The 19,229-nt window shown below is 55.8% G+C and carries 14 protein-coding genes; 7 read left to right on the plus strand and 7 right to left on the minus strand.

Annotated elements, in window-relative coordinates; genetic code table 11:
* Window positions 1–72: 72 nt before the first annotated feature.
* From CPA59_RS10005 to dmsD, 5 genes are all read left to right on the plus strand, one after another.
* Window positions 73–3,615, plus strand: coding sequence for a DNA translocase FtsK 4TM domain-containing protein (locus CPA59_RS10005; protein WP_107759202.1), 3,543 nt, complete (start codon window positions 73–75; stop codon window positions 3,613–3,615).
* 208 nt (window positions 3,616–3,823) lie between these two features.
* Window positions 3,824–4,438 (plus strand): outer membrane lipoprotein chaperone LolA, encoded by a 615-nt coding sequence (gene lolA, locus CPA59_RS10010; RefSeq protein ID WP_100849449.1) that lies wholly within the window; start codon window positions 3,824–3,826, stop codon window positions 4,436–4,438.
* 7 nt (window positions 4,439–4,445) lie between these two features.
* Window positions 4,446–5,789 (plus strand): replication-associated recombination protein A, encoded by a 1,344-nt coding sequence (locus CPA59_RS10015; protein WP_038918859.1) that lies wholly within the window; start codon window positions 4,446–4,448, stop codon window positions 5,787–5,789.
* 106 nt (window positions 5,790–5,895) lie between these two features.
* Window positions 5,896–7,191, plus strand: coding sequence for a serine--tRNA ligase (gene serS / locus CPA59_RS10020; RefSeq protein ID WP_107759204.1), 1,296 nt, complete (start codon window positions 5,896–5,898; stop codon window positions 7,189–7,191).
* Window positions 7,192–7,510: 319 nt separating this feature from the next.
* Window positions 7,511–8,125, plus strand: a complete 615-nt coding sequence (gene dmsD / locus CPA59_RS10025) for a Tat proofreading chaperone DmsD (protein ID WP_038918861.1) — start codon at window positions 7,511–7,513, stop codon at window positions 8,123–8,125.
* A gap of 166 nt (window positions 8,126–8,291) precedes the next feature.
* Here the strand turns inward: dmsD and CPA59_RS10030 are convergent, their stop codons facing one another.
* From CPA59_RS10030 to CPA59_RS10040, 3 genes are all read right to left on the minus strand, one after another.
* Entirely contained in the window at window positions 8,292–8,897 is a 606-nt protein-coding gene (locus tag CPA59_RS10030) for a glutathione S-transferase family protein (protein WP_049853897.1), read from the minus strand.
* Window positions 8,898–9,143: 246 nt separating this feature from the next.
* A complete protein-coding gene (locus tag CPA59_RS10035; RefSeq protein WP_038918863.1) occupies window positions 9,144–9,788 on the minus strand; it encodes a DsbA family protein in 645 nt (214 codons plus the stop codon).
* A gap of 289 nt (window positions 9,789–10,077) precedes the next feature.
* Window positions 10,078–10,953, minus strand: coding sequence for an MBL fold metallo-hydrolase (locus tag CPA59_RS10040; RefSeq protein ID WP_107759206.1), 876 nt, complete (start codon window positions 10,951–10,953; stop codon window positions 10,078–10,080).
* 102 nt (window positions 10,954–11,055) lie between these two features.
* Here CPA59_RS10040 and CPA59_RS10045 point away from each other — a divergent pair, with 102 nt between their 5' ends.
* Together CPA59_RS10045 and CPA59_RS10050 are read left to right on the plus strand one after the other, a co-directional pair.
* On the plus strand, window positions 11,056–11,964 hold the full coding sequence (locus tag CPA59_RS10045) for a LysR family transcriptional regulator (protein ID WP_038920945.1): 909 nt from the start codon (window positions 11,056–11,058) through the stop codon (window positions 11,962–11,964).
* Between the two features lie 130 nt (window positions 11,965–12,094).
* The gene (locus CPA59_RS10050; protein ID WP_049853899.1) at window positions 12,095–13,246 is read left to right on the plus strand and encodes an MFS transporter; all 1,152 of its coding nucleotides are present in this window, start codon (window positions 12,095–12,097) and stop codon (window positions 13,244–13,246) included.
* A 21-nt stretch (window positions 13,247–13,267) separates the two neighbouring features.
* On the opposite strand, the gene CPA59_RS10055 is transcribed toward CPA59_RS10050, so the two are convergent.
* The 4 genes from CPA59_RS10055 to focA all read right to left on the minus strand — a co-directional run bounded on the left by CPA59_RS10055 (window position 13,268) and on the right by focA (window position 19,006).
* Window positions 13,268–14,197, minus strand: coding sequence for a LysR family transcriptional regulator (locus CPA59_RS10055; protein ID WP_107759208.1), 930 nt, complete (start codon window positions 14,195–14,197; stop codon window positions 13,268–13,270).
* 569 nt (window positions 14,198–14,766) lie between these two features.
* Entirely contained in the window at window positions 14,767–15,507 is a 741-nt protein-coding gene (pflA, locus tag CPA59_RS10060; RefSeq protein ID WP_038918868.1) for a pyruvate formate lyase 1-activating protein, read from the minus strand.
* A gap of 302 nt (window positions 15,508–15,809) precedes the next feature.
* Complete coding sequence (gene pflB, locus CPA59_RS10065) at window positions 15,810–18,092, minus strand: formate C-acetyltransferase (RefSeq protein WP_038659317.1); 2,283 nt, start codon at window positions 18,090–18,092, stop codon at window positions 15,810–15,812.
* A 56-nt stretch (window positions 18,093–18,148) separates the two neighbouring features.
* Window positions 18,149–19,006, minus strand: coding sequence for a formate transporter FocA (focA, locus tag CPA59_RS10070; RefSeq protein WP_038659314.1), 858 nt, complete (start codon window positions 19,004–19,006; stop codon window positions 18,149–18,151).
* Between the last annotated feature and the right edge of the window lie 223 nt (window positions 19,007–19,229).

Raw genomic sequence — 19,229 nt, forward strand, 5'->3', positions numbered from 1 at the left:
TTTGTACAGTATGGCGCCGGGGAAGACTCGGCGCTTTATCATGAAACATTTACAGGGAACCTGGAGAGACGCTTGAGCCAGGAATATACAGAAGATAAAGACGTCACGCTGAAAAAACTCAGCGCGGGTCGACGTTTACTGGAAGCGATGTTAATCGTTGTGGTGCTTTTTGCCATTTATCTGGCGGTGGCGCTGCTGAGTTTCAGTCCCTCGGATCCCAGTTGGTCGCAGACCGCCTGGCATGAACCGATTCACAATCTGGGGGGCGGGGTAGGCGCCTGGCTGGCGGATACCCTGTTTTTCATTTTCGGCGTACTGGCGTATGCCATCCCCGTGGTAATGGTGTCGTTGTGCTGGGTGATCCATCGCCAGCGCGGCCAACGCGCCACGCTGGATTACTTTACCCTTTCGCTGCGTCTGATCGGCACGCTGGCACTGATTCTGACCTCGTGCGGGCTGGCGGCGCTCAATGTGGATGACATCTACTATTTTGCCTCCGGCGGGGTGTTGGGCAGTTTGCTTAGCAGCTCGATGATTCCGCGTTTCAATAATATCGGCGGCACCATGATTCTGCTGTGCGTCTGGGCCGCCGGGCTGACGCTGTTCACCGGCTGGTCCTGGCTGACGATCGCCGAAAAGCTCGGCGCCGGGGTGATGGGGTGCCTGACGCTGTTTTCCGGGCGTCGACGTGAAGATGACTACCTTTATGATGATGACGAAGAGGTCGATGAGTCGCCAGTCGAAACGCGGAAAGACGCTCGCCGTACAGCCGGGCCTCACGAAGAAGAATCCACCGCGATGTCGTCCTCGGCAGAGGACGATGACGTAGAGGAAGATGACGTGCTGTTTTCCGCCCCGGCGGTGACGGCGACTTCCGGTGTGGCCGCCGTTGCATCGGCCGCCGCCGGCATGCCGGCTGCAGACGAAGCGAACGAGCCTGTATTTGCCGTTGCGGCAACGCCTGATGCGGAGCCGGAGCCGGTGCTGAAGCCGCACCCTGAACCAATAGCCGTTACGCCGTTAGCCGGGTCTGAATCCTATGTCCCGCCGGTTGCAACGCCTGCGCCTGAATTCAGGCCGAAGGTTGATGTCTCGCCGGCATCGACATGGGCGCCAGCGCCAGCGGAGACAGCGCCTGTACCGGCTGGCTTTGCGTCATCACTGTCTGAACCGTTGCCTGACTGGCAACCGCTGACCTTGCAAGCTGACGATCGCATTGCCCGCACGGCCGCGGCGGCAGTCACGGCGGCGACGGTCGTTTCTGGAAGCGCCGGGGTTGCCCCTGAGCCGAAACCGGAACTGCAAAATGCGACGCCGTTCATGCCGGCGTTTACCACCGATGAAGATAACAATCCGCAGGTCAAGCGTGGTATGGGGCCGGAATTGCCGCGGCCAAATCCGGTGCGTATTCCTACTCGCCGTGAACTGGCATCGTATGGCATCAAACTGCCCTCGCAGCGGCTGGCTGAACAGCAGGCCCGCGAAGCGGAGCAACAGGCGCAAGCCGCCCACGTTGAGCAAACCAGCACGTCGGCGTCGTTTGCCGCGCCAGCGCCTTTGCCGGACAACGTGACAGCGCAGACAGCGTTGCCTGACGACGAGCAGGAGTTGATACAAGACGCGGCGTTACGACAGGCTTTTGCTGATCAGCAACGCGAACGCTACGGCGAAACCTATCCCGATCATGAAGAGGACGAAGAAACGCTGTTGCAAGCGCAACTGGCGCGTGACTTCGCCGTCATGCAGCGTTCCCGTTATGGAGAAGCGCATGAGCCGGATACGGTGCAGGCTGCGCCGGCGATTTTTGCGGCTGAACCGTCCGAGGCGGTGCCTGCTGCGGCCGAAACCAGACAGCCGGACATGACGCCGAAGACCGAGGCTCCGCTGGACAGCGCCTTCGCTATTTCACCCTTTGCCGACCTGGTGGATGATGGTCCGCTAGAGCCGCTGTTCACGCTGCCGCCGCAGGAGAGTTTCCCTGATGAGCAGCAGGCGCAACCGCTGGCGCCAGTACATGCGTTGCAGACCGCTGCGCCGAACGAACCTGAAGCGGAAGCCGAATCGCCGTCAATTATGGACAGCCTGATTCATCCGTTCCTGATGCGTAACGACCAACCGCTGCAGAGGCCGACGACGCCATTGCCATCGCTGGACCTGCTGACGCCGCCTTCCATGAATGACGCGCCGGTGGATCGTGACGCGCTGGATGACATGGCGCGCCTGATCGAAACCCGGTTGGCGGATTATCGCGTTAAAGCGACGGTGGTGGATTACCATCCGGGCCCGGTGATCACCCGGTTTGAGCTGGATCTGGCGCCGGGCGTCAAGGCGGCCCGCATCTCCAATCTGGCCAGAGACCTGGCGCGTTCATTGTCGGTCGTGGCGGTGCGGATTGTCGAGGTTATCCCCGGCAAACCCTACGTCGGGCTTGAGGTGCCGAACCGCCATCGCCAGACGGTATTCCTGCGGGAAGTGCTGGATTGCGATCGATTCCGTGACAACGCCTCGCCGCTGGCGGTGGTGCTGGGCAAGGATATTTCCGGACAGCCGGTTGTGGCTGACCTGGCGAAAATGCCGCACTTACTGGTGGCCGGTACCACCGGTTCCGGTAAATCGGTCGGCGTTAACGCCATGATTATCAGTATGTTGTATAAAGCGACGCCGGCAGACGTGCGTTTCATTATGATCGACCCGAAAATGCTGGAATTGTCGGTGTATGAGGGGATTCCGCATCTGCTTACCGAAGTCGTGACGGACATGAAAGACGCCGCCAATGCCTTGCGCTGGTGCGTGGGTGAGATGGAGCGCCGCTACAAGCTGATGTCGGCGCTCGGCGTGCGTAACCTCAGCGGTTATAACGAACGCGTGATGCAGGCGGAAGCGATGGGTCGACCGGTGCCGGATCCGTTCTGGAAACCGGGTGACAGTATGGATATCCAACCGCCGGTACTGGAAAAGCTGCCGTATATCGTGGTGATGGTGGACGAGTTCGCCGACCTGATGATGGCGGTGGGCAAGAAAGTGGAAGAGTTGATTGCTCGACTGGCCCAGAAGGCGCGTGCCGCCGGGATTCATCTGGTGCTGGCGACGCAGCGTCCGTCGGTGGATGTGATTACCGGCCTTATCAAAGCCAACATCCCTACCCGTATCGCTTTTACCGTGTCGAGTAAGATCGACTCCCGTACCATCCTCGATCAGGGCGGTGCGGAATCGCTGCTCGGCATGGGGGATATGCTGTACATGGCGCCCAACTCCTCGATTCCGGTTCGCGTTCATGGCGCGTTCGTGCGTGATCAGGAAGTGCATGCCGTGGTGCAGGACTGGAAGGCGCGTGGTCGTCCAGAGTATATCGACAGTATTATCAGCGGCGATGACGATGGCGAGGGCGGTAGCCTTGGCTTTGACGGAGACGAAGAGCTGGATCCGCTGTTTGATCAGGCGGTGGCCTTTGTGGTGGAAAAACGCCGCGCCTCGATTTCCGGGGTGCAACGCCAGTTCCGCATCGGCTATAACCGTGCGGCCCGCATCGTCGAGCAGATGGAGATGCAGGGCATTGTCAGCGCCCCCGGTCATAACGGCAACCGCGAGGTGCTGGCGCCGCCGCCGATGGAGTAATTTTCGGTGCGGTGTATGTCCCTGCAAAGAAGCGTAAAAGTATTGGGTAACAGACAATTCGCCTGTCATGCCATGCCCGGCTGGGCTACATTAGCGTTCAACTGAAGCAGCGTTCAATTGAATCAGCGCTCAACTGAAGTTGCGTTCAACTGAAATCGGCTCCCGTCGGGAGCCGCGACGCGGTAAGAACACGCAAAGGATTTTTTGTATGATAAGAACAGGGTTGATGGCTGGTTGTTTACTGACCAGTCTGGTTTCCGGCGCAGTCTATGCCGATGCGGCCGGTGATTTACAGAGCCGTTTGAGTAAAGTGAACAGCTTTCACGCCAGCTTCACGCAAAAAGTCACCACCAATGACGGTGCCGCGGTGCAGGAAGGCGCCGGTGAACTGTGGGTAAAACGCCCGAATCTGTTCAACTGGAAAACCACATCGCCGGATGAAAGTACGCTGGTGTCCGATGGTAAAACACTGTGGTTTTATAACCCGTTCGTCGAACAGGTGACGGCAACCTGGGTGAAGGATGCGACCGGTAATACGCCGTTTATTCTGATCACCCGTAACGATCCGAAAGACTGGGGTAAGTACAACGTGAGTCAGAAAGGGGATGACTTCGACCTGACTCCCCGTGCGGCTAATGGCAATCTGAAACAGTTTTCCATCAACGTGACCAGTGACGGCACTATCCACGGTTTTACCGCCACCGAGCAAGATGGGCAGCGTAGCGCCTATACGCTGAAGAATCAGCAAAATGGCGAGGTGGATGCCGCGAAGTTTCGCTTTACGCCGCCGAAAGGCGTAGCGGTGGACGATCAGCGTCAGTGAGGCGTGTGTGAGCAACCTGTCACTCGATTTTTCCAGCAATCAGTTCCAGCCGCTGGCCGCGAGGATGCGGCCGGTCAAGCTGGCGCAATATATTGGTCAACAGCATCTGCTGGGGCCTGGCAAACCGCTGCCGCGCGCGATTGAGGCGGGGCAGCTCCACTCGATGATTCTGTGGGGGCCGCCGGGGACCGGGAAAACGACACTGGCCGAGTTGATTGGGCGCTATGGACATGCCGATGTGGAGCGGATTTCCGCGGTAACCTCCGGCATCAAGGAGATTCGCGAGGCAATTGAGCGCGCGCGCCAGAACCGTGATGCCGGGCGTCGTACCATCCTGTTTGTGGATGAAGTGCATCGCTTCAATAAAAGCCAGCAGGACGCCTTTCTGCCGCACATTGAAGACGGCACCATCACGTTTATTGGCGCCACCACCGAGAACCCGTCTTTTGAGCTGAACTCGGCGCTGCTGTCCCGCGCTCGCGTCTATCTGCTTAAAGCGCTGAGCGCCGACGATATCGAACAGGTGCTGGAGCAGGCGCTGCAGGATAAGGAACGGGGGCTTGGCGGACAGCAGATTGTCTTGCCGGATGAGACTCGCCGCCTGCTGGCTGAGCTGGTAAACGGCGATGCCCGGCGTTCACTGAATCTGCTGGAAATGATGGCCGATATGGCGGAAGTGGACGCCAGCGGTCAGCGTCTGTTGACATCGGCATTGTTGAAGGAAGTTTCCGGCGAACGCAGCGCCCGTTTTGACAACAAAGGCGATCGCTATTACGACCTGATTTCCGCGTTGCATAAATCGGTGCGCGGTTCGGCGCCGGATGCCGCATTGTACTGGTATGCCCGTATCATCACCGCCGGTGGCGATCCTTTGTATGTTGCGCGGCGCTTGCTGGCTATCGCGTCTGAAGATGTGGGCAACGCCGATCCGCGGGCGATGCAGGTAGCGATCGCCGCCTGGGATTGTTTCACTCGTGTCGGCCCGGCGGAAGGGGAGCGCGCCATCGCTCAGGCGATAGTTTATCTGGCGTGCGCGCCGAAGAGTAATGCGGTGTACACCGCGTTTAAAGCCGCGATGCACGACGCCCGTGATAAGCCGGATTACGACGTGCCGGAGCACTTGCGTAATGCGCCAACTCGCCTGATGAAAGAGATGGGGCTGGGCGCCGAATATCGTTACGCGCACGATGAAGATAACGCTTACGCCGCCGGTGAAGTGTATTTCCCGCCTGAAATGGCAGAAACGCACTACTATCAGCCGACTTCGCGGGGTTTGGAAGCCAAGATTGGCGAAAAGCTGGCCTGGCTCGCTGCTCAGGATCAAAATAGCCCGACAAAACGCTACCGCTAGCATTAACGTTGCGGTAAGGTTATTCCGAGATTTTCTGCTGCACGGCGCCGCTGTCGGCGCCCTGTAATTATCGATATCCCCTTAATAATACAAGCACAGGACTAGCATGCTCGATCCCAATTTACTGCGTAATGAGCTAGACGCAGTTGCCGAAAAATTACTGGCTCGCCGAAATTTTAAACTGGATGTGGAAGCGCTGCGTACGCTGGAAGAACGCCGTAAAGTGCTTCAGGTCGAAACGGAAAATTTGCAGGCAGAACGTAACTCCCGATCGAAAGAGATCGGGGCGGCTAAATCGCGTGGGGAAGATATTGAGCCGCTGCGTCGAGAAGTGAACACGCTGGGTGAAAGGCTGGACGTTGCTAAAGCTGAGCTGGAAGAGATTCAGAGCGAGATTCAGAACATTGCGCTGACTATTCCCAACCTTCCTGACGACTGTGTACCGCTGGGTAAAGATGATTCTGAAAATCAGGAAGTCTTTCGCTGGGGAGAGCCCCGTCAGTTTGATTTCCCTGTACGCGACCATGTGGACCTGGGCGACATTACGGGCGGTTTGAGTATGGCGCTGGGCGTGAAGTTGACTGGTTCCCGCTTCTCGGTGATGAAAGGTCAGGTAGCCCGGTTACACCGTGCGCTGGCGCAGTTCATGCTCAACCTGCATACCGCTGAGCATGGCTATGAGGAAGCGTATGTCCCTTATCTGGTCAACCATGCCACATTGTATGGCACGGGGCAGTTGCCTAAGTTTAAAGAGGATTTGTTTCACACCCGCCCGCTGGAAGAAGAAGCTGAAACCAGCAACTATGCGTTGATTCCAACCGCGGAAGTGCCGTTAACCAATCTGGTACGTGATGAAATTCTGGATGAAGAGTCGCTGCCGATCAAACTAACCGCACATACGCCATGCTTCCGCTCTGAGGCCGGCTCTTATGGTCGGGATATGCGCGGTCTTATCCGTGTACACCAGTTCGATAAAGTCGAAATGGTGCAGATCGTCCGTCCTGAAGACTCCATGCAAGCGCTGGAAGAACTGACCGGGCATGCGGAAAAAGTACTGCAACTGCTGAAACTGCCGTATCGCAAAGTGCTGCTGTGCAGCGGCGATATGGGCTTCGGCGCATGCAAAACCTACGATCTGGAAGTCTGGCTGCCGGCGCAGAATACCTATCGTGAAATCTCTTCCTGTTCCAACATGGGGGATTTCCAGGCGCGTCGCATGCAGGCGCGTTGCCGCAGCAAGGGCGATAAGAAAACCCGTCTGGTACACACCCTGAACGGTTCTGGTCTGGCGGTAGGGCGCGCGCTGGTCGCGGTGCTGGAAAACTACCAGCAGGCTGACGGTCGGATTGAAGTGCCGGAAGTGTTGCGTCCGTACATGAATGGTCTGCAATTTATCGGTTAATACCGTCAATCATGACGGCATTCACTCTCTTACTAAAGCGTCCTTCGGGGCGCTTTTTTTATGGCTGAAATCACGTCTCGCTGTGGTCATGGCGCGCGGAATTGTCTGATTCCGGCCGGATATCGGTATGGATGAGAGGATTCAGGCATCCTCTTATGGAGAGCTGGCTCGCGGGGTTCTAAGTTTTTTGTCGTTGCACTGGCCGGTACTGACTCAGCTGAGGAAAGAACCGGCAGTGGCAGGATGAAAACGCAGGATAACAACGCCCGATAACAGCAAGGAGGGAATCCTCCTGAAGACAGAGTCAACGAGGTGATTTATGCCAAAACATATCGTCAGCCTGACCGGACGGTTGCTAGGCGCTTTACTCTATTATGCACCGGATGATGAACATAACGCGGCGTGGATTGAGCGCCTGAGACATCAGGCGTGGCAGCAGACATGGCCATGTGGCGACCGGGCAGACATCGCCATTGCCGCCCGGCAAATTCAGCTTGGCTTGCAGCCGGGCTACGATGAAACGTTGTCGGTCGCCTGGCGGCGATTATTCAACAGTGGCGAGGAAGTGCCTGCGCCGCCCTGGGGGTCGGTATATCTTGACCGGCAAAATGTATTGTTTGGTGATTCGACACTGGCATTGCGGCGCTGGTTGCGAGAACTGGGGATTGAGCCGCGCTGCGATCGGCATGAGCCGGAGGATCACATCGGCCTGATGCTGATGCTGGCGGCATGGTGTGCGGAAAATCAGCCGGACAGCCTGGCGGAATTGCTGACCGAGCATTTGCTACCCTGGGCGACGCGCTATCTGGATTTGCTGGAGTGCCACTGTCGCCACCCGTTTTATCAGGGCGTGGCGCGGTTAACCCGCATCACGCTGCAGGACTGGCAGGCACGATTTCAGTTGATCCAGATGGAAAAGGCACTGTTCTATTGAATGGCGTTTTTAGTGAATAGCGCTTTATTGCACAGTGCCTGATTGGCGGTTGTTTTCGCACCTGGCTGTAATGTCGTCGGGCGGAAATCCTGGCGGCGGGTTGTTGAGCGATATTGCTCGCCGCGCATACCATGATGAATAGGGACTGTCATGGTATGCGCTGCTGTTAACCGTAGCGGGCGGCGCGCTGCCAGGCAGGTCGCGCCCGCATGGCTTCCAGTAGACGCCAGAGACTGGCGCGCGCCGGGGTGAGCCAGCCGCGCTGGGCGGCAATATCCAGCGGGAATCCCATCATGATGTCCGCTGCTGAAAATGCATCGCCTGCCAGCCAGCGAAATTTCCCGGCCTCCTGTTCCAGAAAATCATAATGCAGATTGAGCTGGGTAGTGGTCATGCTGCGAATCGGCCAGCCAAATGGTCCCATTTTGTGAGCGACCAGTTTCAGCAGCATGGCCGACATCAGTGAACCTTCAGCGTAGTGCATCCAGTAGCGGTAGCGCCAAATGTTCGGATTGTCGCTCGATGGAGCCAACTGCGGGCCAAATGTGGCGACCAGATATTCCAGGATTAAACCGGTTTCCGCCAGCACCTGACCGTCGTGCTCAACCACCGGCGCTTTTCCCAGCGGATGAATGTCACGCAAGGCTTTCGGGGCGCGCATGGTGGCTTTATTGCGCTGATAGTTAATCACCTCATAAGGGACATCAAGTTCTTCCAGTAGCCATAAAACCCGCTGTGAACGGGAGGTATTCAGATGATGAACACGAATCATGGGGCGTCCTGTCTATGGGGGAAATGCTGCGATTTCACACCGCAGGTCACGACGAAAAAGTCATAGGACATAAGGATGAAAGGGCGGCAATGAAAGACCACCTTTGCCGGGTGGCGTCAGTCTAACGCTCTGCGCACGGTGCCGACATCTTGTCGCTGCCGTGTTTTTGTATTTTCATGCCGACTACGCCGACAACCCGCTGTTTCCTATCGTGCGGTTGTTGCGGAAAAGCGGGTTGGGCGAAGTTTACTGATTTTCCGCCACCAGTTTTGCCAGATAGTCATGCCAGTCGTCAGGGCGACCCAGCCAGGGGGCAATATTCAGTGTGGTGAAGATATCGTCTACCGCGAAGACCAGCGTCGGAAAACCCGCGCCGCCCGACTGGGTAAGCCACTGACGGCTCTCTTCGATATGCTTGCGGGTCGGCAAACCGCGCCAGTGCGTGCAGGCGTTCTCAAAGTCGTCCAGCGACAGGCCGATTTCTACCGCCATTTTCATCAGTACCGGGGGATCGGAGATGCGCAGCCCCTCGACATAGTGCGCGCGTTGCAGACGTTCAAGCAGGTCGAGCCCCCGGCCGCCCAGCTCTTCCGCCGCCAGAATAGCCGTCGTTGGCGGTTCAGAGTCGAGCGTTGCCGTCACGTCCCACAACAGGCCATTGAAATAGCCATCGCCGAACGGCTGACCGCTCATCTGAGCAATGCGGCGGTCATGTGGTTGAACATAATCCCGCCACTCTGGGGTAATGCGACGTCGGTTCGGGCCGGTCATCATGCCACCGGCGTGCAGCACAACAGGCAACCCTTCGATTTTACGGGCTGCATGGATTAACGGCGCTGCGGCGTAACACCAACCGCACAGAGGGTCGAAGATGTAGTGTAGCCTGTTCATTCATACGCTCCGTATGTTACCCGGTGCACCGGGCACATCAGAAAAGGGAAAGAGACTGGGTTATCGCGCCACGCGCCTTTCCGAGAGAGTGTAGGAATGGCAGCCCGTTATTATCGCCTGTGTGGCGCTCTGCTTTAATTATTATCTATTTCCTGAGAGTTAGCAGGCGATGACATAATTTTCTGTATCCGTTCTGCGATCAGGGATCGCAAACCTGAAAGAAAAGTGACCCATCCTGACGCCAGAGGCGATCCGCGGGCGGCCGCCTCTGGCTTTTATCGGTCGGTTATCAGGGCCACTGCATCTCGCCTTTGATGACCTTGGCGCCCAGTTCCAGCGATGCGGGTTCGCCGAGGTCCGGGTAGGCGCGCTTCATCGCGTCGATCAGCGCCGTACTGTTGGCCGACGACGGGACGTTTTGCTCGAAGGTATTCAGATACTGGCGGGTAAAGTCCACATTTTTCGGTGACCAGGGCGCGGAACCGTCTTTGTTCAGCAGATAGTGGCTTGGCACCACGGTGGTCGGTTTGAGCTTATCGATAGCATCCAGGTCCGCCAGCCAGTGCTGACGCGAAGCAACCGTCTGGGTGTCCGCCACCCACACATGGATATTCGCCGAGGTATGCACACTACCGACGACGGCTTTCAGCGAGGGAATCCAGACGAAGGTACGGTCCGGCGTCGCGCCTTTCAGACCCACGATATCAATAGTGTTGCCTTCGAGTGTCAGATGATCCGCATTCAGCGCCTGCGGCACCACGACCTGTTTCGGCGCGTTTTCTTTCAGAATCGGCCCCCAGTAAGCCACTTTTTTGTCTTTGGTGGCGTTGATGGCGGCGATGGTCTGCGGCGTAGCGACGATCTGCGCGTTAGGGAAGGCGGCTTTCAGCACATCCAGCCCAAAATAAAAATCCGGATCGTGATGGCTGATATAGATGGTTTTCAGGTTTTTGCCGGTGGCGCGGATTTTTTCCACCAGCTTTTCGGCATCGTTACGCTGGAACTGGGCATCGACCAGCAAGGCATCGTGTTCGCCGGTAATGATTTCAGACGATACCGGGAAGACTGATTTTTCGCCGGGGTTGTAAACCTCCATCTTCAGCGCGGCAGAGGCGGAAAACGCCAGGGAGGCGAAGAGGGTGGCGAGCAGGGTTTGTTTTAACACGGTAATACTCCTTCCTGAATAAGATGGCGTCATGGTAAGTTTCATTTTCGTAAAGAAAAACTCTGCCTGTCGAACAGCTTTGTTGCATAAAACGGACGAATGATGGATAGAATTACCGCGGCCCGGGTCTTTGTCGCCATAACCGAACAGGGCAGCCTGACGGGGGCGGCACAGGCGCTGGAGATGTCGCGTGCTATGGTGACGCGCTATCTGGCCGAGATGGAGCGCTGGGCTGAAGCCCGGTTATTACATCGTAGCACCCGACAACTGAGTCTGACCGGTGAAGGCGAGACGGCATTGCGGCACTGTCGCGAATTGCTGGCGGTGTCGCAAAAACTGGAGATGCCGTCCCGCGGCAGGAAGGAGCCATCCGGATTGTTGCGATTGACTTGCTCCCCGTCTCTGGCGCAAACGACGCTGGTGGCGGCGATCACCGCCTATCTGCGGCGTTATCCAAAGACCGCTATTGACCTGCAGGTAGCGAGTCATACCCTGAATCTGATCGAGGAGCGTATCGATCTGGCGATTCGCATTACCAGTCAACTGGATTCGGGGTTGATTGCGCGTCGGCTGGGGGGATGTCCGTCGGTAGTGTGCGCGGCGCCATCCTATCTGGCCGTGCATGGCACACCGCAACGTGTGGAGGATCTGGCGGTGCATAACTGCCTGACCTATTCCTTTTTTGGCAAAAGCCTGTGGCGTTTTACCTGCAAAGGCGAAGCCGTAGCGATACCGGTCAGCGGCAGTTTCAGCGCCAATGACTCGCTGATGCTGCTGGAGGCGGCATTGAATGGCGCAGGCGTAAGTCTGCAACCGGTCTATTCCGTCACAGACCTGATCGCCAGCAAGCGGCTTATCGCCCTGTTTCCCGAAGCGCAACCGCAAGAACTGGACATTTATGCGGTTTATCACTCCCGCGAGCGTATGCCGCCCGCACTGCGAGCATTGGTGGATTTTCTGGCGGAATGGTTCGATAGCAACCTGGAGTGGAAGCGGGTTTCTCGCCGTTGAAATAAGCCTGTGCTGTCGAAATATCGACGGATGAGCAAATTGTGCGGCGGCGGATAACGAGGCGATTGACTTTGCCATTGCCAGTGGCATGATGCGCGCAAAATATCCTCTCTTTCCGGTTCGTCTTCCCATGTCAACCACCTATACGCGCCCGGTTTTACTGCTGCTCTGCGGGCTGTTGCTGCTTACTGTTTGTCTGGCCGTTTTGAATACGCTGGTGCCGTTATGGCTCAATGATCGCCAATTGCCGGTCTGGCAGGTTGGCGTAGTAGGCTCGGCCTATTTTAGCGGCAACCTGTTGGGAACGTTGGTGGCCGGCGGGTTGATTCGGATCTATGGCTTTAACCGCAGTTATTATCTGGCGACCCTGATGTTTGGGCTGGCGACCGCGGCGCTGGCGCTGTCGCCGGATATCGGGAGCTGGATTCTGTGGCGCTTTGTCGCCGGGGTCGCTTGCGCGTTGATTTGGGTGGTAGTGGAAAGCGCGCTGCTGTGTAGTGGTAATGCGCTCAATCGGGGTCAACTGCTGGCCGCTTACATGATGGCCTACTATCTGGGCAGCGTCGTGGGGCAGTTGCTGTTGGGGATGGTGCCAACCGCACTATTCAGCATTCTGCCCTGGCTGGTGGCGTTGGTGCTGCTGGCGGTGCTGCCGCTGTTGTTTGCCCGCATTCCGCCGCCGCAGCCCGTGACCCAGCGTGTCAACGTCTGGCGCATGTTGCGTTATCGCACCGCCCGGTTGGGCATTCAGGGATGCGTGATTTCCGGGATCATTCTTGGCTCGCTGTATGGGCTGATGCCGTTGTATCTGGCCCATCAGGGCATGAGCGACGCCAATGTCGGCTATTGGATGGCGTTATTGATCAGCGCCGGTATCCTCGGGCAATGGCCGGTCGGGCGTATGGCGGATCGTTATGGGCGATTGCTGGTGCTGCGGGTTCTGGTCTTCGCCGTCATTCTCGGTTCGCTGGCGATGCTGGTTCCGGGGCGATACGGCATGGCTCCGTCGCTGTTTCTGCTTGGCGCTGCCGGGTTTACGTTATATCCGGTGGCGATGTCGTGGGCTTGTGAAAAGGTGGCGCCCAGCGAGCTGGTAGCCATGAATCAGGCGTTGCTGCTCAGTTATACTATCGGTAGCCTGTGCGGCCCGAGCCTGGCGGCAATGCTGATGCAGACGTATTCCGACCAGTTACTGTTTGTACTGATTGCGGCGGTATCGCTGGGATATCTGATCATATTGCTGAAAAAAGCCGATCATCATCCCCGGCCGCTGGCTGTGTGAGCGATTTCGGCAACACCTGGGTCATGACTGGCGACGACGGCCGCCCAGGGAAGGCTGCCCGGCTTCGATGATATTGTTCCACAGGACTTCGGCGACCGGGCTCAGCCGCTGTTTGGCGTTGCGGACCAGATAAAAAATACTGCTGAGTTGCAGACTTTCCGGTGCGACTGCGGTCAGTTTTCCTTCCTGTACCCAACGCGAAGCGTAGTGGTCCGGCAGGAACCCCATATGGGTGCCGGCCAGAATCAGCAGCATGCAACTCTCCTCGCTACAGGCTATGTTCTGTTGCCCTTGTTTGGCTACCGGTCCCAGCTGTTTGCAGATTTCATTCATAGGGTAGCCGCCAATCAGCAGCCGTTTTGGGTTCAGGGTACCGTCGCGCCACTCTTGTTCGATGCGCTCGGCGTGTTCGGTCGCGGCGTAAAATGAACTGTGCTCAATGAATGCGGGCTGGAAGAAGATGTCCGGCGGCACATCGGCCGGCAGAACCGTTAATACCACATCCAGCTCGCTGCTGCGCAGTCGCTCCATCAGTGTGTGATGGTCGCTGATGCTCAGGTTCATCGATGCATCCGGACTTAGCTCGAACAGATGATGAATCGCCAGTGAAACGGCTTGATCCGGATGAGAGACGATATTATCCAGACAACCAATTCGTACTTCGCCGATCAGTTCATGTTTGATGCGGGCCAGACGGTTGGCAAAGTCATCTAGCGTGGCGATCACCGAGCGCGCTTCCTGATAGACCACTTCCCCTTCGGTAGTCAGCGAGAAACCGCCGCGACCGCGTTCACACAGAATCAGCCCCAGCGTGTCTTCCAGCCGGGAAAGGTAGTGGCTTAGTACCGGCTGACTCAGCCCGGTAGCGTCCTGAGCGTTGGTGATGCCTTTTTTCTCAACAATTTTGCAGAATAGTTTTAGCCAGCGAATTTCCAGTTTGTCGAGCCGCATAAATGTGCCCCTGAACACATAGCCATTTTAAATGTTAGCATTGAAATAAATCGGTTTTATTCAATGTATTTTCCCTTTATGGTACGCGCAAGTCGCTCTGTTTGGGCGGTCTCCACACCGCAATAATGTGGTTTATGCACGACACCAGGGTTCTTTTTCAGTATGTCGCATTAGGGCGGGCATACCATTACCTGCCATATAATATCCATGATTATCTATTTTCTTGCCGTGAGTTTGCTTCTGATTGTTGCAGGGAGAAAAAACACAGCAAAACAAGGTTATTCATTTCACGCGGACAATGAGCATAAAACGCTGCCTCTCAAACGGCGAGGAACCTCGAATAGACTATCTCGCTGATTGTGGCGCATGGTAAGTATGGATAGCCCAGAAGGGCGGCTCGGTCACGCGTTATCGGCCGATATTTGGCTGGCGGGTGGCAGGGCGTTAATTATCAACGTCAGCCGATTTTGGTCTACGCTGACGTTAACACTGGCTGAATGGGATGGCTTTGGTGGAGAGGTGTATTCGGTGTTGATCCACCGGCGCTATTCTCCACCAGGGACGGAGGGTTAGTACACCACTTTGTGGCCGTAACTGGTCAGAATGGACTTGATGCGGTCCATGGTGTCTGCTTTGGGCGGTTTGACGCCATCCAGCTTGTATTCCTCGCCCATGGCCGTCCACTTGTGTTTGCCCAGCTCGTGGTAAGGCAACAGTTCGATCTTCTCAATGTTGCGCATGTCTTTGGTGAACTCACCCAACTGATGAGCGGAAGCGTCGTCATCGCTCCAGCCGGGGACCACCACATAGCGAATCCAGGTGCGCTGGTTACGTTTGGCGAGATAACGGGCAAAATCCAGCGTACGGTGATTGGATACCCCCACCAGATTTTGATGCACCTCATCGTTGAGTTGCTTGAGGTCGAGCATTACCAAATCCGTCACGTCCAGCAGTTCGTCAATAACCGGGTCGTAACGGCGGACAAAGCCGTTGGTGTCCAGACAGGTATTGATGCCTTGCTCGTGGCAGGCCCGGAACCAGTCACGGACAAATTCTGCCTGCAGAATGGCCTCGCCGCCGGATGCCGTCACGCCGCCGCCGGACGCATTCATAAAATGGCGATAAGTCACCACTTCCTTCATCAACTCTTCCACGGTAACTTCCTTGCCGCCATGAGTATCCCAGGTATCGCGGTTGTGGCAGTAGAGGCAACGCATCAGGCAACCCTGAAAAAAAGTGATGAAGCGAATACCGGGACCGTCTACGGTGCCGCAGGATTCGAAAGAGTGAATGCGACCAATAACTGACATGCAAGGTTTCTCCAGGTTGGGCCGAGAAATAGCGGCCTTCGATGAGCACAGTAACGAGGCTGCGGCACGGACGGCCACAGCATTCGCTCTGTGTCGAATCTGTTTTGTCAGCCCGCCAGCCGGAAAAGTAGCTGGCTGACAAAACAGGTTCTGGGTCTTTCGGTGGGAGTGGTGAAAAATTTCCGGAAGAAATTTTAACGCCGCGTGCGGCAATCCACACGGAGAACGGACAAGACACCCGCTATAAAAAGGCCCCACCGATGTGGAGCCTTTAGTTTACGCCTTTTCAGACAGACATGTAATTACATGGACTGAGTGAAAGTACGGGTAATGACGTCCTGCTGCTGTTCTTTAGTCAGCGAGTTGAAGCGAACGGCATAACCAGATACACGGATGGTCAACTGCGGATATTTTTCCGGGTTTTCCATTGCGTCCAGCAGCATTTCACGGTTCATCACGTTGACGTTCAGGTGCTGACCGCCTTCGATGCTGGCTTCGTGGTGGAAGTAACCGTCCATCAGGCCTGCCAGGTTGGTTTTACGCACGTCGTCGTCTTTACCCAGCGCGTTCGGCACGATAGAGAAGGTATAGGAGATACCGTCTTTCGCGTAGGCGAACGGCAGTTTAGCCACGGAGGTCAGAGAGGCGACAGCACCTTTCTGGTCACGGCCGTGCATCGGGTTGGCACCCGGTCCGAACGGCGCGCCAGCGCGACGACCATCCGGAGTGTTACCTGTTTTCTTACCGTATACCACGTTGGAGGTGATGGTCAGTACGGACTGAGTCGGGGTAGCGCCACGGTAGGTATTCAGTTTCTGAATTTTCTTCATGAAACGTTCAACCAGGTCACAAGCCAGGTCGTCAACACGCGGGTCGTTGTTACCGAACTGCGGGTATTCGCCTTCGATGTCGAAGTCGACGGCCAGACCGCTTTCGTCACGGATCGGTTTAACTTTCGCGTACTTGATAGCAGACAGGGAGTCAGCCGCTACGGACAGACCTGCGATACCGCAAGCCATGGTACGGAACACATCACGGTCATGCAGAGCCATCAGCGATGCTTCATAGCTGTACTTGTCGTGCATGTAGTGAATGATGTTCAGTGCGGTGACGTACTGTTTAGCCAGCCAATCCATGAAGTGATCCATACGATCCATTACTTCGTCAAAGTTCAGCACATCGCCTTTGATCGGTTCGGATTTCGGACCTACCTGCATTTTCAGTTTTTCGTCCACGCCGCCGTTGATAGCGTACAGCATGGTTTTCGCCAGGTTAGCGCGGGCGCCGAAGAACTGCATTTGTTTACCCACTACCATCGGGCTTACACAACAGGCGATCGCGTAATCGTCGTTGTTGAAGTCCGGACGCATCAGGTCATCGTTCTCGTACTGCAGAGAAGAGGTATCGATAGACACTTTAGCGGCGAATTTCTTGAAGTTCAGCGGCAGTTTTTCAGACCACAGGATGGTCATGTTCGGTTCCGGAGACGGCCCCATGGTGTACAGGGTGTTCAGGAAACGGAAGCTGTTTTTAGTAACCAGCGTGCGGCCATCCAGACCCATACCGGCCAGAGACTCAGTTGCCCAGATCGGGTCGCCGGAGAACAGTTCATCGTATTCCGGGGTACGCAGGAAGCGCACCATACGCAGTTTCATCACCAGGTGGTCGATCAGTTCCTGAGCGTCCTGTTCGGTGATTTTGCCCGCTTTCAGGTCACGTTCGATGAAGATATCCAGGAAGGTGGAGACACGACCGAAGGACATGGCGGCGCCGTTCTGAGATTTCACCGCAGCCAGATAGCCGAAGTAAGTCCACTGAACCGCTTCTTTGGCATTGGTTGCCGGGCCGGAGATATCGCAGCCATACTTCGCTGCCATCTCTTTGATCTGTGACAGCGCATGGTGCTGGTCAGCGATTTCTTCACGCAGGCGGATAGTTGCTTCCAGATCTTCGCCGTTTTCCAGTTTGGTCTGCAGGGACGTGAACTGGGCGAATTTGTCCGCCATCAGGTAGTCGATACCGTACAGAGCAACACGACGATAGTCGCCGATGATACGGCCACGGCCGTAAGCGTCCGGCAGACCGGTCAGTACGCCAGATTTACGGCAGCGCAGGATATCCGGGGTATAAACATCGAATACACCCTGGTTGTGGGTTTTACGGTATTCGGTGAAGATTTTTTTCAGTTGCGGATCCAGTTCACGGCCATAAACCTTACAGGAGCCTTCAACCATTTTGATACCGCCGAACGGAATCAGCGCACGTTTCAATGGCGCATCAGTTTGCAGACCGACGATTTGTTCCAGTTTCTGGTCGATATAACCGGCATCATGAGAGGTAATGGTGGCAGCTACATTGGTATCGAAGTCAACCGGCGCGTGAGTGCGGTTTTCCTGTTTGATGCCTTCCATAACGGCATCCCACAGTTTAGTGGTTGCCGGGGTAGCGCCAGCCAGGAATGATTCATCACCTTCATACGGCGCGTAGTTTTTCTGAATGAAGTCACGTACGTTGACGCCATTCTGCCATTCGCCTTTGCTAAAACCTTCCCAAGCCTGGGCGAGTTTCTGATTAAGTTCGGTCATATTACACCTACCTTTGATTTGGATTTTTATAACCCGACGTTGCGGCCGACAGCAGCTTAGTGCTGATCTCCACCGCGCAAATAGATGACCCAGTAAGTCAACCCTACCAGCAATCCACCGCCAATGATGTTGCCGATCGTGACAGGAATCAGGTTATCGACAATAAAGTTGCTGACGGTCAAGTGCTCAAACTGGCCCGGCGTCATGCTGATGGCGTGCCAGAATGCATCTGGAGCGAAGTTCTTAATCACAATCCCCATCGGGATCATGAACATGTTGGCGATGCTATGTTCAAAGCCGCTGGCGACGAACATGGCGACCGGCAGGATCATGGCCAGCATCTTGTCGGTCAGGGTATGACCAGAGTAGCTCATCCACACCGCCAGACAAACCATCAGGTTCGCCAGAATCCCAAGGCACAGCGCTTCAACGAATGAATGCTCCAGCTTATGGCTGGCGGTTTGCAAGACATTCAGCCCCCAGGCGCCATTCGCTACCATGAACTCGCCGGAAAACCAGATCAACGCTACGAAGAACAAGGCGCCAACCAGGTTGCCGATATAAACGTTGAGCCAGTTCATCCCCAACTGTTTCCAGGTGATGCGGCCGCTGGCCTTGGCAATCACGGTAAGCACAGTAGAGGTAAACAGATCTGCGCCGCAGACCACCACCAGCATCAACCCCATAGAGAAGCAGATGCCTCCTACCAGTTTAGCCATACCATACGGCATGGATGAAGAACCGGTAGTGGCGGTGATGTAAAAAACGAACGCTATTGAGATGAACACACCGGCGGTAATCGCCAGAAAAAACGCAGTAAGCGGTTGTTTTGTTGCTTTATAGACACCGGCATCTTCAGCGACTTTCGCCATCGCCGGCGGTAATAACAGGGTGAAGGGGTTGTCAGCTTTCACACTAACTCTCTCTTAAAGTTTATCTACGGTGAGATACTAACAAAGGGTTATTCGTCATAATTTGACGTGGATCATACCGCTGGAATTTATTAGGCTGATCAGGAGCGGCTTCATGGGGTGTTTTTCACTTAATGAATTGATTTTAATGTAAAAAATATTTTTTAAAAATTATAAAAACAGTTGAATTAAGGGTTCTGTTTACCTATTTAGCGTTAAATAAAAT

Origin of the sequence: Dickeya sp. Secpp 1600 (assembly GCF_003049805.1) — a bacterium.
Taxonomy (GTDB): domain Bacteria; phylum Pseudomonadota; class Gammaproteobacteria; order Enterobacterales; family Enterobacteriaceae; genus Dickeya; species Dickeya fangzhongdai.

Excerpts from the sequence above, each read along its gene's own strand:
- lolA (WP_100849449.1), top strand. The coding sequence starts at position 3,824 with ATGATAAGAACAGGGTTGATGGCTGGTTGTTTACTGACCAGTCTGGTT.
- serS (WP_107759204.1), top strand. The coding sequence starts at position 5,896 with ATGCTCGATCCCAATTTACTGCGTAATGAGCTAGACGCAGTTGCCGAA.
- dmsD (WP_038918861.1), top strand. The coding sequence starts at position 7,511 with ATGCCAAAACATATCGTCAGCCTGACCGGACGGTTGCTAGGCGCTTTA.
- CPA59_RS10030 (WP_049853897.1), bottom strand. The coding sequence starts at position 8,897 with ATGATTCGTGTTCATCATCTGAATACCTCCCGTTCACAGCGGGTTTTA.
- CPA59_RS10035 (WP_038918863.1), bottom strand. The coding sequence starts at position 9,788 with ATGAACAGGCTACACTACATCTTCGACCCTCTGTGCGGTTGGTGTTAC.
- CPA59_RS10045 (WP_038920945.1), top strand. The coding sequence starts at position 11,056 with ATGGATAGAATTACCGCGGCCCGGGTCTTTGTCGCCATAACCGAACAG.
- CPA59_RS10050 (WP_049853899.1), top strand. The coding sequence starts at position 12,095 with ATGTCAACCACCTATACGCGCCCGGTTTTACTGCTGCTCTGCGGGCTG.
- CPA59_RS10055 (WP_107759208.1), bottom strand. The coding sequence starts at position 14,197 with ATGCGGCTCGACAAACTGGAAATTCGCTGGCTAAAACTATTCTGCAAA.
- pflA (WP_038918868.1), bottom strand. The coding sequence starts at position 15,507 with ATGTCAGTTATTGGTCGCATTCACTCTTTCGAATCCTGCGGCACCGTA.
- pflB (WP_038659317.1), bottom strand. The coding sequence starts at position 18,092 with ATGACCGAACTTAATCAGAAACTCGCCCAGGCTTGGGAAGGTTTTAGC.